The 14,942-nt window shown below is 66.9% G+C and carries 13 protein-coding genes; 4 read left to right on the top strand and 9 right to left on the bottom strand.

The genetic code is table 11. The annotated features are described in order from the left end of the window. Positions 1-36: 36 nt before the first annotated feature. From HAV22_RS23260 to HAV22_RS23245, 4 genes are read right to left on the bottom strand one after another with little or no spacing between them, the layout of a single operon-like run. Entirely contained in the window at positions 37-528 is a 492-nt protein-coding gene (locus HAV22_RS23260; protein ID WP_166862243.1) for an Hcp family type VI secretion system effector, read from the bottom strand. A 29-nt stretch (positions 529-557) separates the two neighbouring features. Further along, complete coding sequence (gene tssC, locus HAV22_RS23255; protein WP_166862241.1) at positions 558-2,048, bottom strand: type VI secretion system contractile sheath large subunit; 1,491 nt, start codon at positions 2,046-2,048, stop codon at positions 558-560. Then, on the bottom strand, positions 2,045-2,563 hold the full coding sequence (gene tssB, locus HAV22_RS23250) for a type VI secretion system contractile sheath small subunit (protein WP_166862239.1): 519 nt from the start codon (positions 2,561-2,563) through the stop codon (positions 2,045-2,047). The genes tssC and tssB overlap by 4 nt, the downstream gene beginning before the upstream one ends. A gap of 45 nt (positions 2,564-2,608) precedes the next feature. Next, positions 2,609-3,211 carry a tetratricopeptide repeat protein gene (locus HAV22_RS23245; RefSeq protein ID WP_229421384.1) on the bottom strand — a complete coding sequence of 201 codons (603 nt, stop codon included), beginning with the start codon at positions 3,209-3,211 and terminating at the stop codon, positions 2,609-2,611. 185 nt (positions 3,212-3,396) lie between these two features. On the opposite strand from HAV22_RS23245, the gene tssJ reads away from it, so the two are divergent. Genes tssJ through icmH form a run of 3 tightly spaced genes read left to right on the top strand, consistent with a single transcriptional unit; the run spans position 3,397 to position 6,113 of the window. After that, positions 3,397-3,960: a type VI secretion system lipoprotein TssJ gene (gene tssJ, locus HAV22_RS23240; RefSeq protein WP_229421383.1), complete on the top strand. Its 564-nt coding sequence runs from the start codon at positions 3,397-3,399 to the stop codon at positions 3,958-3,960. A gap of 48 nt (positions 3,961-4,008) precedes the next feature. Then, the gene (gene tssK / locus HAV22_RS23235) at positions 4,009-5,355 is read left to right on the top strand and encodes a type VI secretion system baseplate subunit TssK (protein WP_166862237.1); all 1,347 of its coding nucleotides are present in this window, start codon (positions 4,009-4,011) and stop codon (positions 5,353-5,355) included. Next, complete coding sequence (gene icmH, locus HAV22_RS23230) at positions 5,352-6,113, top strand: type IVB secretion system protein IcmH/DotU (protein ID WP_166862235.1); 762 nt, start codon at positions 5,352-5,354, stop codon at positions 6,111-6,113. Before tssK ends, icmH begins: the two co-directional genes overlap by 4 nt. A 12-nt stretch (positions 6,114-6,125) precedes the next feature. On the opposite strand, the gene HAV22_RS23225 is transcribed toward icmH, so the two are convergent. The 5 genes from HAV22_RS23225 to HAV22_RS23205 all read right to left on the bottom strand — a co-directional run bounded on the left by HAV22_RS23225 (position 6,126) and on the right by HAV22_RS23205 (position 13,965). Then, positions 6,126-7,427 carry a glycosyltransferase gene (locus HAV22_RS23225; protein WP_166862233.1) on the bottom strand — a complete coding sequence of 434 codons (1,302 nt, stop codon included), beginning with the start codon at positions 7,425-7,427 and terminating at the stop codon, positions 6,126-6,128. 84 nt (positions 7,428-7,511) lie between these two features. Next, positions 7,512-8,297 (bottom strand): OmpA family protein, encoded by a 786-nt coding sequence (locus HAV22_RS23220; RefSeq protein WP_166862231.1) that lies wholly within the window; start codon positions 8,295-8,297, stop codon positions 7,512-7,514. Further along, a complete protein-coding gene (gene tagF / locus HAV22_RS23215; protein WP_371869718.1) occupies positions 8,294-9,283 on the bottom strand; it encodes a type VI secretion system-associated protein TagF in 990 nt (329 codons plus the stop codon). The genes HAV22_RS23220 and tagF overlap by 4 nt, the downstream gene beginning before the upstream one ends. Then, positions 9,280-13,026: a type VI secretion system membrane subunit TssM gene (tssM, locus tag HAV22_RS23210; protein WP_166862324.1), complete on the bottom strand. Its 3,747-nt coding sequence runs from the start codon at positions 13,024-13,026 to the stop codon at positions 9,280-9,282. Before tssM ends, tagF begins: the two co-directional genes overlap by 4 nt. Positions 13,027-13,125: 99 nt before the next feature. Next, positions 13,126-13,965, bottom strand: coding sequence for a M15 family metallopeptidase (locus HAV22_RS23205; RefSeq protein WP_166862229.1), 840 nt, complete (start codon positions 13,963-13,965; stop codon positions 13,126-13,128). Positions 13,966-14,069: 104 nt separating this feature from the next. Here HAV22_RS23205 and HAV22_RS23200 point away from each other — a divergent pair, with 104 nt between their 5' ends. Next, positions 14,070-14,843, top strand: coding sequence for a hypothetical protein (locus HAV22_RS23200; protein ID WP_166862227.1), 774 nt, complete (start codon positions 14,070-14,072; stop codon positions 14,841-14,843). The last annotated feature ends 99 nt before the right edge of the window (positions 14,844-14,942 follow it).

The following is a 14,942-nucleotide window of genomic DNA, read 5'->3' as shown; positions in this document are numbered from 1 at the left end:
CGGAAATCGCGGGGGGGGAAGTGAATAACAAGCGCGTCAGGCGACCCGGTTCGTGGCGAGGTCCCAGCCGCCCGACGTATTGCCGCCGGCACCGCCGCCGATCTTCTGCTGGGTGTAGCGCCATTTGACTTTCGAGAATTTCAGCCCGACCGTCTCGTGCAGGAAGTCGCCCTCCGCGACCTGCGGCTTGACGGAGCCGATCAGGACGTTCTCGATCTCGATCTCGAAATACTTGACGCGTTCGCCCTGCCCGTCGGCGCGCATGAACTCGAACTTCGCCTTCGGGATCGTCTTTCCCGACGAGCAGGTCTGCAGCAGCAGCGGCGACGAGAGGTCGGCCAGCTTGGCGATCTCGATCTCGTCGTGCTCGCAGCGCTCGGCCGTGTGGCCGCCGCCCGTCGACGCCGTCGCGGACTTCGGCTGGATCACGCCCCAGTTGACCGATTTGCATTCGATCCAGTCCTTGTGCTTGTCGTCGGCCGACTCGCCCTTGATGCCGTCGATTTGCAGGTACACGTCAATTGCCATGTTCTACTCCAGTTCAGTGGTGGAAGGATTCAGTTCTTGGTCGACTGCGGCAGCTCCGCGACCAATCGGAGCGAAACGGACAATTCGTCGAGCTGGAAATGGGGACGCAGGAACGACACGGCCCGGTAGACGCCGGGCCGGCCCGGCACCTCGGCCACCTGCACGCTCGCTTCGCGCAAGGGGAATTGCGCCTTCTGGTCCTGGCTCGCGTTGTCGTCGAGAAGGACGTATTGCGTCAGCCAGCGGTTCAGGTAATCCTCGACGTTCGAGGCGGCCGCGAAGCTGCCGATCTTGTCGCGCATCATGGCCTTCATGTAGTGCGCGATGCGCGACACGGCAAAGATGTACTGCAGCTGCGACGACAGCAGCGCGTTCGCATTGGCCGCGTCGTTCGCGTACTTGCGCGCCTTCTGCGCCGACTGCGCGCCGAAGAACGCGGCGTACGACGTGTTCTTGCAGTGTACGAGCGAGATGAAACCCAGGTCCGACAGCTCCTTCTCGCGGCGATCCGTGATCGCGAGCTCCGTCGGGCATTTCAGCGCGATCTCGCCCTCGTCCGTCTTGAACGTATGCGTGGGCAGGTTCTCGACGAGGCCCCCGCCTTCGACGCCGCGGATCGCCGCGCACCAGCCGTAGTCCTCGAACGCCTTCGTCAGCTTGGTCGCGAACGCATACGCCGCGTTACACCACAGGTATTTCTGGTGGTCGGTGCCGTCGACGTCCTCAACGTAATTGAAACCTTCCGTCGCCGTGCCATCGGCCGGGTTGTACGGCAGGCGGCCCAGGAAGCGCGGCAACGTAAGGCCCACGTAGCGGGAATCCTCCGATTCGCGGAACGCCTTCCACTTCGCGTATTCGACCGTGTCGAACACTTTCGCCAGGTCGCGCGGCTTGCCCAGGTCGCCGAAGCTTTCGATGCCGAACAGCTCGGGCCCCGCCGACGTGATGAACGGCGCGTGGCTGGCCGCCGCGACGTGCGACATCTGCTCGAGAAAATAGATGTCCTCCGGCTGTCGCGTGATCTCGAAATCGCCGATCAGCGTGCCGTACGGCGCGCCGCCGAAGCTGCCGAATTCCTCTTCGTAGACCTTCTTGAACAAGGCGCTCTGGTCGAATTCCAGCGCCGACTGGAAGTCCTTCACCAGGTCGCGCTTGCTCGCATTGAGCATGCGTACCTGCAGGCCGCTGCTCGTCGCCGTGTTCTTGACGAGGTAGTGCAGACCGGTCCAGCTACGTTCCAGCTTCTGGAATTCGGGGGCGTGCATGATCGCGGACAGCTGCGCCGAGATCATCCGGTCCAGCTCCGCCAGGCGCGCGTCGATCGTGGCCGACAGATTCGTCGACACGACCATCGTGCCTTCCATCACCTGGCTCACGAGTTCGGAGATGATGTCGCGCGCCCGTTCGTGTTCGCTGCTCGACGTCGCCACTCGGCTCTGTTCGACGATCTGGTCGAGCAGGGAGATGTCCGGGCGGTCCGCATGCGCGGCCGCGGTTGCCGTCTCGAGGATCGCGCTCATGCTTCCTCCTTGCCCGGCTTGGCGCCGACCTTGCGCAGGCTGTCCAGTTTTTCCGTGTTGGTCAGCACGTCGTTCAGCAAGTCTTCCAGCTTGTCGTTGCCGGCGAGCTTGTTGCGCAGGTCGGCCAGCTTGGCGCGCGCATCCAGCAAGCCTTTCAGCGGCGCCACCTGCTGCACGACGGCTTCCGGACGAAAGTCGTCCATCTGCCGGAACTGCAGCTGCACCGCGAACTCTCCCCCTTCCGCCGACAGGTGATTCGGTACGCGGAAGCTCGTCGCCGGCGCGACGCCGCCCAGCACCTCGTCGAAATTGTCCGCGTCCACGTTGACGAACTTGCGGTCCTTCAGGCGTTTCTTCGCTGCGTCCGGATCGGTGCCGAAGTCGCCGAGCACCCCGACGACGAACGGCAATTCCTTGTTCTCGATCGCGTCGCCGATCTCGACGTCGTACGTCATCTGCACGCGCGGGGCGCGCACTTTCTGCAGGCGTTTCTGCACGCTTTCATTCTTGGCCATGTCGACTCCTGTGGGCTTGTTGGGCTTGTTGGGCTTGTTGGCGGGTTACCTGAGCGCGCCGAACGGATCGTTCGATGCCGTCGAACGCGCTGTCGATGCTGCCGGCGCGGTGCCGGCGGCGTGCTTCGCCGCTTCCCGCGCGCGCGCGACGGCGGGATGATTGCTCGGCACCAGCACGTCTTCGTTCAGGCTCGTGCGCAGGAGCCGGGCCAGGTCCTGCGCTTCGGTCCGCACGTTGCCGGTCAAGTTGTTCTTGCGGCTCAGGTCGGCCAGCGCCTTGCTCGTCACGCGCAGGCCGCTCACGGCGACGATGCTGTTGGCGAGCGTATCGTCCGGGTCGCGCTGCAACGCTTCCAACGCGTCGACGATCGCCTCGCCGTAATTCGTGCTGTCGAAGCGCATCTGGGCCATGCGCACCCACGGGGTCTTGTCGGTCGGGAAGGTGCTGCCGGCCTTCTTCAGGATCGCGTAGGCCTTCTCGTTCTGGCCCGCCAGCACCGCGGCGTCCGCTTCCGCCATCGCGGCTGGCATCGTCGACGCCGGCCGGGCCCCGTGGGCGGCGACCGGCTCCGTGCTGGCACAGGCCGACAGCAACGCGATACATGTGATGGGCACCGCGGCAAGCGGCATCAGGCGTTCGAATGTCATGAGGCTCTCCCGGTTGAAATCAGACGCCATTATTGGTGATCGATTTCCGGGAAGAATTGCGTGTTATCAACGCTCCTTGACCCGTCGATTGCGCCTCGTCGAAAAGGCCGTTGCGCCCGGTCAGCGCGCCCGGCGTGCAATCCCGTTAAATCTTCCTGTCTCTTTATTGAACGCAAGGAACGCCGATGATGCGATCATGGATGGGGTTGTGCTGCCTGGCCTCGCTGCTGGGCGGCTGTGCGGGCGGGGCCGGCACATTGGGCGGCAGCGCATTGGAAGCCATCGGGTTGCGCAAGCCGCCGCCCCTGCCGGAAGCGCAGCAGCCGCCGCGCAACGTCGTCGTACACCTGCACGCCGCGCCGCGGCTGAACGTCGACGCACGGGGGCAGCCGCTCGCGCTGCTGGTGCGCATCTACAAGCTGCGCCAGCGCGCCGCGTTCGACCAGGCGCCGTATGCCGCGTTCCTGTCGCCGCAGGCGGAGCGCGACGCCCTCGGCACCGACCTCGTCGACGTCAGGGAAATCAGCCTCGTGCCTGGCCAGAAACTCGATATCAACGACAAGGTCTCGCTCGACACGCCGTGGCTCGGCGTCGTCGCCCTGTTCCACGCGCCGGCCGCGCAGGGCTGGCGCGTCGCATTTGCGGCCGCAGACGCCGAGCGGGCTGGCGTGACGGTCGGCCTGCACGCTTGCGCGCTGACGGTCGGCACGGGCGCCGCGCCGGCGGGGTCTCTTGTCCACTGTCAATGAACGCCGCTGCGTTTCCAGCAAGCTAGAAGTTTATGAATCGGGAGGCTCATGACTACGCCATCGAAAGTCTTGTGGGGTGAAGGGTTGTTCCTGCGTCCCCAGCACTTCCAGCAACAGGACCGCTATCACGAGGCGCGCCTGAACGAGACGGCCAACGCGCTCCATCCCTATTGCTGGGGCGTGCGCCGGCTCGCCATCGATACGGATGCGCTGAAGGCCGACACGCTGCGCGTGACGGAGTTGTCGCTGATCTTCCCGGACGGCGAGCTCGTACGCGCCCCGGACCGCGATCCGCTGCCGCCGCAGGTGCGCCTGGACGAGCTGCCGCCCGACGTGCAGGCGATCCGCTTCCATGCCGCGCTGCCCGTCCTGAAACCGCACGGCGACAATTGCGCGCCGCACGGCGAAACGCGTCCGGATGCCCGCTTCGGCCAGCGCGAGCACGACACGCAGGACCTGTTCAGCCAGGCCGCGCCGGCCCCTGTCGCCTTCCTGACGCGCACCGTGCGCCTAATCTCCGAACTCGAATCGCTCGACGCCTACGACAGCTTTCCTCTCGTGCGTCTGCAGCGCGTGGCGACGGGCGGCTTCGAAGCGGACCAGGCGTTCACGCCGCCCAGCCTGTCGCTCGCGGGCGCGCCGGGCCTGCACGGGCGCCTCGTGCGCCTGATGGAAAAACTGCTGGCGAAGGTGAACGCCCTGTACGGCCATTACCGCGAACCGGGGCGGCACGTCGTCGAACTGCGCGGCGGTGACGTCGCCTCGTTCTGGCTGCTGCACACGGTCAGCACGGGCTATGCCGCGCTGACCCATTACCTGGCCCACCGCGAGTTGCACCCGGAACGCCTGTTCCAGGACTTGCTGGCCCTGGCCGGCGGCCTGATGACGTTTTCGCGCACGGCGAGGCTGGAAGACCTGCCCGCGTATGCGCATCAGGATCCCGGCCCGGCCTTCGCCCGCCTGGACGGCATCCTGCGCGACCTGCTCGACACCGTGATCTCGTCCCGCTATTTCGCGATCGCGCTGTCGAACGACCGCCCGTCCTACCATCTCGGCGCGCTCGACTCCGGCAAGATCACGCCCCAGACGACGCTGTACCTGGGCGTCGCGGCCGACCTGCCCGCGTTGCAACTCGTCGACATCGTCCCGCTGCGCTTCAAGATCGGCGGTCCCGAAGACGTCGACAAGCTGGTGCTGACGGCAATGCCCGGCGTCAAGCTCGTGCACGCGCCCAAGGTGCCGAGCGCGCTGCCCGTGCGGCCCGACATGGTCTATTTCGTGCTCGAGAACCGCGGGGTCCTGTACGACAGCATGCTCAAGGCGCAGGCCATCTCGATCTACGTCCCGAACGGCATCCGTGACCTCACCCTCGAATTGATTGCGATCGCAGCATGAATCATCCCGTCGAACGGCGCGCCGCGCCCTCCCAGCGCGGCGCCGCCGGCACCGCCCCCGGCTCCCTCGTCGATCTGATGTACGAGGGCTTCTATGCGCTGTTCCTGCTCAAGCGCGGCTGCGGTCCGCACGACCAGGACGGGTTCGCCGACCGCATGACGTCCTTCCTAGGCGACGTCGACCGCAGCGCCAAGGCGCTCGGCATCGGGGCCGACGACGTGACGGCCGCCAAGTACGCGTTCTGCGCGGCCGTCGACGAAATCATCCTCGGCGCGGATTACGCGATCCGCGAAGCGTGGGAGACCCGTCCCCTGCAACTACGCCTGTTCGGTGACCAGCTGGCCGGCGAACATTTCTTCCAGCGCCTCGACGACTTGCGCGCCAAGGGCAGCGTCCACCTGCAGGCGCTCGAGGTCTACCATTTGTGCCTGCTGCTCGGCTTCCGCGGCCGCTTCGCGTTGGACGGGCCGGATAAACTGAATTACCTGACGGCGCGCCTGGGCGACGAAATCGCCCGCATGCGCGGCAAGAGCCGCGCTTTCGCGCCGCATGCGGACCGTCCCGACCAGATCGTCCACAAGCTGCGCAGCGACACGTCGCAGTGGGTGTTGTGCGGCGTGTTCGCACTCGCCGGCCTGGGCGCGTACCTGGGGTATCGCAATGCGCTCGGCAGCGAGACCGACCGGGCGCTGGCCAGCTACAACGATCTCATCAAGCTGCCGCCGCGGTCGGCCAACGTGACGATCACGCTGCCCTGACGCAGGCTCCAGTCAACGCACGGCCGCGGCATCCGCCTGGCGCTGCGCGAACGTGCGCATGACGAGATCGACGGCGGTGTCGACGCCGCGTTCGGCCGCCATGGCGTCGGCGACCTGCGCGGCACGCGCCGTCATTGCCGGCGCCGCCAGCACGTCCCGGATGCGCCTTGCCAGCGCGGCCGCCGTCACGTTGCGGCGCTTGACGGGCCTGCCCCCGATGCCCAGGCGGCGCAACTCCTTGCCCCAATGCTCCTGCTCGCTGATGTTGGCGACGACGACGGACGGCGTCCCCGCGCGCATGGCGGACTGCGTCGTGCCCGCGCCGCCGTGGTGGACGATCGCGCGGCAGCGGGGAAATACGGCGTGGTGCGGCGCCGTCGCGACGTACAGAATATTGCCATCGCCATGGAATCCGCACGCCGCCGCCGACGGCGCCTGGATGATGGCACGGCAACCGGCCTGGCGCGCGGCCGCGGTCAACAGGCGCACGACCTTCGCCTGGCCCATGCGGTCACGCGGCATCCAACTGCCGAACGTCATGTACACCGGTGCCTCGCCGGCGGCGAGAAAATCGGTGAGATCGGGCGACAGCTGCCCTTCCATGGCAAGGTTCGGCATGTCGAGGAATCCGCAGACACGAACCGGCACCGGCCAGTCCGGCCGCGCGGCGCACATCGTGGGGCTCACGGCCACCAGCGTGAGATGCTGCGACAGCCAGATCTGCGTGACGACGTCGCGCAGGGGCGCCATGCCGAGCTGCGCGCGCAATCGGTCGGGGTAGTGCTTCAATCCTCGGTTGAGCAGCGTCCTGGTCAGCCACCAGAGCAGGCGATGAACGACCTTTCCGGCGCCGGGCATGGTCAACGGGTGATCGAAGTCGCTGGGCACGCCCGCGTGCGACAACAGGACGCTGACATAGGGCCGCCCGGCCGACTCCGCGGCGGTCTGCAACGGGTAAAGGAAATAGTGGCCGATCAGCACGTCGGACTCTGCGCACAACCGGCGCGCCGCGTCGAACATGGCGTCCTCGACCGGTTCCAGGCACAGGCGCAGGATGGCCTTCATCTGCGTCATCGGATTGCGGATCGCGTACGCTGTCCGGCCGATGTTTTCCTGCTGTTCCGGCGTGAGCACGGGCGACGCGACGAGAGTGATCTTCACGCCCGCGGCCGACACAATGTCGCGGTAGGCGTCGCTGTCGACGCACGTGATCAACAGATGCACGTCGTTTCCCGCCGCCTGCAAGCCTTCCGCAAGGGCGAGGAAAGGCCGGATGTCGCCGTGGCTGCCCCACGTCTGCATGCCAATTTTCATGCGCTCTATTGCCTATATATTAACCTTGTAAATATACAACAAAACGAGCGACATCCCGTTGCTGCACGGCCCGCAGCGCAGACGTCACTGCACGACCTTGAACTCGATGCGCCGGTTGCGCGCCCTGCCCTCGGGCGTGCGGTTGTCGGCCACGGGGCGATCGGGGCCTTCGCCGGACACGCCGATCATGTCGGCCTTGATGCCGCGTCCGACCACGTACGCCTTCACGGCCTCCGCCCGCGCCTGGCTGAGCGACAGGTTGCCGGCGCGGGACCCGGCATTGTCCGTGTGGCCGATGACTTCGACCCGCTTGTCCTTCAGGCGCAGCAGCGCCACGCTCATCTGGTCAAGGATGGCCTTGCCGGAATCGGTGAGCGTCGCCTGGCCGGATTCGAATTCGATGATGCGGTTGGCCAACGCCGCATCCAGCATACCTTGCTCCGACGCCGCCACGCGCAAGCCGTTGTTGACCGTATAGCCCGGGTCGAGTGCCAGGGCAATGTCGCTTGCGACCTGCGTGCGCTGGGACTCGCTCGCAACGTCGCCGCGCAGGCTGACGTTCGTGCCGTCGACCTGCAATTGCCCACGGCTGATCAGTTTCAGGTCCGGGCCGATCAGCTTGGCGACGTGGTCGTTCCAGTTCGCCGGCATCGACACGCGTCCGACGACGAGCTGGTCCACGATCCGGTCCGCACCGTACACGGCACGCAGGCGTGCGAGGACGGCGGCCCTGCTGGCCTCGTCGCCAACCGTGCCGGAGACGACAATGGGCGCGGCCGCATCGGCCAGGGCGACAGGCGGTACCCAGCTTGCTGCCGCGACGATGGCGCACAGAACCAGTCTATTGAGGGGCGAGGTTGTCGGATTCAAGGCGCGGCTCCGATGAAGGTGTCCAGGAACAGTTCGCGTGCGAGGCGCAAGGGCAGCGCGGGCTGCTCGAGATAACTCGCCAGCGTGCGCATGTCGATGTCCACGCCAAGTTGTTCGTCGATCCAGGCATCGTCGTCGAGATGCACCTGCTGCTCGGCGGCGACGAGCGGATCGATCAGCGCATGGAGCGTCCCTGCCGCCATGGCGCCGAACCCGACGACCAGGGCCGGACGCTCGCGCACGCGCGTCACGAACAGCACGAGGTCGAAGCCGCTCTTCCGGATGAACGGCAGCACGAGCTCCAGCCAGAAAGCGGCGGCAACGTGGCGCAACGCGGCATCGCGCGGCAGCGGCAGCACCAGGCTCTTGTGGAGGCTGGCGGGACGGCTGTGCATGACGGGCTGCAGCAGCAGGCCGAGCCCGAGAATCATGCGATTCGCGGGCGCCTCCAGCTGCACCGTCAATTCGCTCACGGTGGACAACGCGAGATAGCTGGCCAACGCGGCGTCGTACTCGCCGAGCGCCACCGGAGCGTCCGCGATTGCCTGCAGGTGGGCGCTGGGATCGCCGCTGCCCAGCACACGCGGCGCCATGGTTTCCAGATAGTCCCACAACGGGCCGAAAGCAAGCGGACAACGCGCCGCGAAACCGGCCGGATCGGGGACATCGACCGTGCGCATCATCAGGAACGGAAAACGCCGCCCCGAGCGGTCGTGGCTGGCGACGAGGTGGCCCGCGACGGCGTGTCGCCGGTCCGGGCCGACGAAGGCGAAGCTGGCCGGCGCCATCGCATCGTAGTTCAGCTTCCAGCGCGCGTCGGACGGCAAGCGCGTCATCACCTGGGCGATCCAGTCGTCCAGCATGCCCAGGACGGGCTGATCGTCGGCCGGTTTGACGAAGTCGCTGTGCGCCGGGATCTTGCCGAAATAAGCGATCCGGCTCAGGACGGGCTCGCGCAGCACGGCGCGGCTCGCTGCGCGGTTCACTGGCCTGCTCCCGCCAGGACGGGGCCGGGGCCGACTGCCGGTCGCCCGACGACGGCGTCCGGCAGCCGCAGCCCGCGAAAACCCTGTCTTGCCTGGGCGTCGCCGCCGGAAGTCTCCGCGCTGCTGACGCGCTTCAAGTCGACGGCCACCGATACGTTGCCGACCGTCCAGCGCAATTCGTGCGTGCTCGCGTCCAGGCGTTTCTGCGTCGCCGCCTCGATCATTTTTTGCAGTCCGAACTGGCCCGGCTCGTTGAACAGCTCGACGGAGCGCCCGTCGAAGATGACGGCGCTGATCCGCGCGCCGCTGCTGCCTTGCGGCCCCGGGTGCACCATATTGACCCAGGCGGGCGGCGTATTCCGGTAGCGCAGCTGCTGGCCGTCGATCTCGATCGTGTACTCGGTGACGCCGGGCGCCGTCAGCGGCAGCAGCTGGAACACGGCCTGCGGACCGCCGCCGGCGGCGACGCCGTTGGCCGACAGCGGCGCCACCCAGCCGGGGAATCCGCTCACCACTTGCGGCGCGAGCGTAATGCCGATGTCGGCCCACGTGCGGCTGGTGAGGACGTCGCCGCGGCGTACGACGAGCGGGCCCATCGTCGCTCCCACGAATTTCGCGACGACGCCGTCCGGTCCGAACACCTGGCCGATCTCGGCCGGCGTCGCCTGGATCTGGGCCGACGATGCGAACGGATACTTGGCCGCCAGCGTCTTCTGGAACGGCTCGACGACCTGGGCCTGCCACGTCTTGTTGATTTCCGATTCCGACGGCAGCACGATCATCGCGAACGTCTGCACGAGCGGGCGGACGAGCAGCGGCCGCAGCATCTGCTTCTGTGTCTCCGTCATCCCCGCCAGCATCTGTTCGTCGACGTATTTCAGCGCGTCGGCCAGTTCCGACCCGCTGCCCTCCAGGGTCTGCTGCATCAGTTCCTTGGCGCCGGGGCCCGGGTCGCCCTGGTTCTTCAGCTGGTTCAAGCGACCGCGCAGCTTCGACAGCGCGTCGAGGTAGCCGGTCATCAGCGACGCATCCTTTTCCTTCACGCCCACCAGCCGCGCGACGCCGGCGAACTCGCGCCCGACGGGCCCGGCGACCTGCACGCCACCGACTGGCAGCGGGCCCAGGGCGTCGGTCATCGGGCGCGCATCGGCCGGCGCCTGCCGCAGCACCACTTCGCGGATCCAGCCCATGACGCCGCGCTTGATCTTGACGCTGTCGATCCGGGCCTGCGCGGGATCGTCCCACGCAGTCTGTTCGTGGACGGTCTTGAGCACCTTGGCCAACGGCGACGTCAGCGGGTCACCGAGGCGGTTCATCGCCTGTACGCTGGCGTCGAAGCCGCTCAGGTCGGCGATGGTCACACCCTGCACGAACTTGCTCCATTCACGCGCGTAATCGGTCTTGTACATGTCGACGAGTGCCTTCTGGATCTGCTCCGGGCTGCCTTCCAGCGTGAGGTCGTCCTTGGCGACGCTCTTGAGCACCCAGTCGCTGCTTTGCAATTCATGGGTCGATGCATCACGGATCGCGCCCTGGACAAATTTTTCCCAGGCTTCGCGGGTGTAGGCGCCGCCGACGGCGTAGCTGCCCACGACGAGAGCCTGGTCCTGTTCGCCAACGATGCGCGCGACCGTGACGCCGGGAAAGCGGGTCGATGCGCGCGTACGGATGTCGGCATACACGCGCTCGCGCGCGGGCGTGCCGCGCACGACGCGCCGCAGGTTTTCGCGGGCGGTGTCCAGCAGGCTGAGCTTGGGCGTGATCTGCGGCCATGCCTGGTCGTCGATGTGGGCCAGCACGAAGGTCAGTTGGCGCTCGGCGCTGCGGATCATCTGCTCGCGCGGCATGGCGCCCCGGTTCGCTTCGAGCCAGCCGCGCCAGAAGCGCGTCAACTGGTCGTTCAAGTGGCCGGGTTCGGCGTGGGTCTTGTCCGCCAACATCAGGTAGGTCTTGAGCGCGTTGTAGGCGTCGCCGACGTTCGTGGCCGACACGTCCTGGTAGGGCTGGCCCGGCTTGCCGACGGGTGTCGCGCGGACGGTCGGATCAAGCTGGGACGCGTTCGCATTCATCTCCGCCAGCAAGCTCTCCAGCGCCCCGGCCACCGGCTGCACCATCACTTCGCGCACACCCGCGAAATACTCGTCGCGCAGCTTGCGCTCCAGTGCGTCGCCCTGGTACAGGCCAAACGCCAGTGCCCACGGACGATCCTCGCGGTATTTCTCGAGCTGTTCGATGCGGTCCTGCAGGATGTCGAGCCCCTCCAGGCGCGCCTGCAACTCGGTACGGCCGGCCTGCAGCTTCATGACCTTGTCGAGGTCGGTTTTGACGTTCGCGACCAGCTGGCGGTTGCCCATATAGGACCAGCTCCACCCTCCGAGCGCGCAGCCGAGCAGCACCGTGGCGGCGAAGAACGCGCCGATCTTCATGCGCGCGGCGGCCGGGCTCGTGTAGCGGCGTACCAGGTCGCGATCGGCGAAGATCACGTTGCGGAACAACTGCAGCAGGAAATATCCCGACTGCTCCACGCTCTGCACATCGTCATCGGCCTTCCCCTCGTCGCCGAGCGGACGCAGCTGCAAGTCGAAACGGCCGGCGACACGGTTGGCCGACAGCGTCTCGACACTGCCCTCCTGCAGGGCGCTGGTGAAATAGAATCCCCGGAACACGGGCTTGAACTGCCACGTGTTTTCCTCGAACAGGGTGGCAAGGAATCCGCGCAGCTGGGGCTTGAGCGCGGCGAATTCGAGGGGGAACGTGAACACGCCGGGCCGCAGCGCGGTACTGCGGTTGCCCGCCATGCTGGCCAGGCTCATTTCCTTGAGGCCGTCGTGCAGTTCGTCGAAATGCTGGTCGAAGAATGCCAGGACGTCCTGCGGCGTGCTCCGCCGGTTGTAGCGCAAGGTGGCGCCCCAGACGCGTTCCCGCTCCGTACATTCGCAATCATGGAAGAAGTCGGCGAAGCCGGCGACGAGGTCGGCCTTCGTGAAGATCACGTACACGGGTGCGTGGATACCGAGGCGTTCCGTCAACTCCTGCACCCGTGTGCGCAGGCTCTTGGCCAGTTCGATCGACGCGCCGGGACTGCCGCCCGCCAGCTCCGCGACGCTGACGGCGATCAGGATCCCGTTGATCGGCGCGCGCGAACGGTGCTTGCGCAACAGGTCGAGAAAGCTGAACCACTCGGCGCGATCCCCGTCGAACACGGAATAACGCCCCGCCGTGTCGAGCAGGATGCCGTCGGTGGTAAAGAACCAGTCGCAATTGCGGGTCCCGCCCACGCCTTGCACTGCCTTGTTGCCGGGAATGGGGAACGTCAGGCCCGAGTGCTTGATCGCGCTGCTTTTCCCGGCTGCAGGATTCCCGATGATCATGTACCACGGCAGTTCGTACAGCGCGGCCGCCCCGCGCGTCAGGCCCAGCTTCGACGTCTTGATGGTGTTGATCGCCTCCAGCATGCCCTTGCGGAGGATGGCGGCATCGTTGCGCGCCGCCTGGGCCTTGCCGTCCGGCTCCGCGCCGGCCAGGATCGCGTCGCCCAGCCGGTGCGCGGCACGCTTGCGCAGCCAGGCGCGGACGAGCCAGCCGATGCCGGCCGCGCCCAGCAACACCAGGCCGAGCAGCGCAACCCAGATGAGGGCCACGTCGAAGGATGCCGCGCCGAGCAGCAGGAATGCCGCGAGCACGCCGATGCCGATCACGGCCAGAACACGCCTGTCGGTGAAGAATTGCCAGAGTCGGGCCATCATGTTCGTTCGCAGGTTGATGAATACCAACGGCAATACTGGCACTATTTCCCAGTTGAAAATTTGAGATGAGACAACGCCGCGGGAACACCGCCTGCATCAATGCCGCATCACCCCGCGCATCCGCAGTTCGGCATGGCCGAAGTCCATCATCGTCCAGCGCCCGCCCCACGTGAGACCCACCGATTCGGCGACTTCGCCGTAGAGTTGATAGCCACGCATGGCCCAGGGGTCTTTTTCGGAGATCACAAGCCTGCCGTCGCGCCAGAACGCGCAATCGGCGGCGAGCCCGTACTGGTGCCAGCTCTGGAATGCCCGTGCGTTCGTCACTTGTGAACCCATGCCGGCAAGCAGTTCCTGGCGGGCCGGGCTACGATAGCCTTCCAGCAACGCCATCTCGTACCCGTATTTCTCTTTCATGATCTTGAAGACCAGCAGCAGGCGCTGGCTGAATTCCGGCCGCAGCAGGCCCCAGTTGCGGCTGGCGTCGACGAGCATCGGGCGCACGAGTTCCACTTCCCGTGTGCTGAACGCGACAGGCGGCAGCGCGGCGGGCGGCACGAGTTGCTCGCCCTTGAGCAGGGCAGCCACCTGCGCGTCGACGACCGTATCGACGGGCTCGTAGTCGGGCAGCATGTCCGGCCGGCGCAGCAGCAACGCGAGCAAGGTCGGGATCAGCACGAGCGGCACGCCGACGGCGAACCACGCCCAGTGCCGCCGCAGCGTCGAACGGCCAGCATTCAGCAGACCGCGTGCGCCGGACCGGGACGCCTGCAGCGTGGCCCGCCCACTGCGCTGCCACCCGCCCACGCGCCACTGCAGCCGGCGCTGCAGCGTGCCGAGCACGTGCAGCACGGACGCCCGTCCGCCCGGGAACAGCGCGATCCAGATGACGCTGCAAGCAAGACAAAAGTACAGGAATGCGACGAAGATCAGCATCGGCTTCTCCGGCTTGTTTCTAATAGGAATTAGTCTCAAATCTTAGGAGTAAAGCGGTGCGCCCTACAGATGAAAATCAACCCGGCTCCAGACGCCCCAACCTGATGTCGTCGTCGCGTCGGGCGACCGGCGACATCAATATTCTTGCGCTGCTCGACGGCCAGTCGCGCGGCCGGCGGTTCCGCGCCCGCCCGGTGTTCTGGTACGGTACGGCGGGCGTACTGGCCTGTTCCCTGCTCGTCGCGCTGGCCTGGCTCGTGCGCAGTGCAACGCCACCACGGCACACGGGCACGGCAGGCGCGAGCGCGTCCGCCGTACACGAGGTGCACACGACCGTCGCGCCCGGTGGCGGTACGGCAGCCCACGCCAGCGCCTTCGCAATCGAGCACGACGTGAACGCGGCACTGGCCGCGGAAACGTCCGCGCAGCCGCACGCATCCCTCCGGCCAGTCGCGGAACCTGGCGCGCAGTCGAACGCCCCGGTGCGCGGCGCCGTCATCGTCGACCTCGCCGGGCCGACATCGCCGCCATCGATGGCGACGACCGCCCCCGTCGCCCCGCCGCATACGATCCCCGGCCCGACGTCATCGCGCGCGCAACCGCCCGCAGTCCATCACCCGGTGGCGCGGCCGCAACCGGGGTACCGGACGGTAACGAACCAGGCACCCGTTCTGGCGCATGCGAGCAGCGTGCCGTTCCGGCCGAAACGGGCCGCGCCCAAGACGCCAGCGCCCACCGTGACGGTCGATACAGATGTCGCGCTGATCTCGGCCATCCTCCAGCACACCGGCGCCCCTCACGAGGCCGCCACCGAGGGTGCCGTCACGCCCCCGTGCGCCGACAAGTCTTGCGGACCGCACATGCCATCCCGACAATAAGACAGCAAAAAAAAACCACGCGGCGCCCTGCCGCATGCCAAAAGCACTGGGCCAGCGTCGCCGGCACCGTTATACTGTACAAAAGTACAGTTGGTGCCG

The sequence above is a fragment of the Telluria antibiotica genome, from assembly GCF_011682055.1.
In the GTDB taxonomy this organism is placed as follows: Bacteria; Pseudomonadota; Gammaproteobacteria; order Burkholderiales; family Burkholderiaceae_D; genus Telluria; species Telluria antibiotica.
This window is presented reverse-complemented; position numbering and strand designations above follow the sequence as displayed.

Coding starts and splice junctions, on each gene's coding strand:
- HAV22_RS23260 (WP_166862243.1), bottom strand. CDS start 528: ATGGCAATTGACGTGTACCTGCAAATCGACGGCATCAAGGGCGAGTCG.
- tssC (WP_166862241.1), bottom strand. CDS start 2,048: ATGAGCGCGATCCTCGAGACGGCAACCGCGGCCGCGCATGCGGACCGC.
- tssB (WP_166862239.1), bottom strand. CDS start 2,563: ATGGCCAAGAATGAAAGCGTGCAGAAACGCCTGCAGAAAGTGCGCGCC.
- HAV22_RS23245 (WP_229421384.1), bottom strand. CDS start 3,211: ATGACATTCGAACGCCTGATGCCGCTTGCCGCGGTGCCCATCACATGT.
- tssJ (WP_229421383.1), top strand. CDS start 3,397: ATGATGCGATCATGGATGGGGTTGTGCTGCCTGGCCTCGCTGCTGGGC.
- tssK (WP_166862237.1), top strand. CDS start 4,009: ATGACTACGCCATCGAAAGTCTTGTGGGGTGAAGGGTTGTTCCTGCGT.
- icmH (WP_166862235.1), top strand. CDS start 5,352: ATGAATCATCCCGTCGAACGGCGCGCCGCGCCCTCCCAGCGCGGCGCC.
- HAV22_RS23225 (WP_166862233.1), bottom strand. CDS start 7,427: ATGAAAATTGGCATGCAGACGTGGGGCAGCCACGGCGACATCCGGCCT.
- tssM (WP_166862324.1), bottom strand. CDS start 13,026: ATGGCCCGACTCTGGCAATTCTTCACCGACAGGCGTGTTCTGGCCGTG.
- HAV22_RS23205 (WP_166862229.1), bottom strand. CDS start 13,965: ATGCTGATCTTCGTCGCATTCCTGTACTTTTGTCTTGCTTGCAGCGTC.
- HAV22_RS23200 (WP_166862227.1), top strand. CDS start 14,070: ATGTCGTCGTCGCGTCGGGCGACCGGCGACATCAATATTCTTGCGCTG.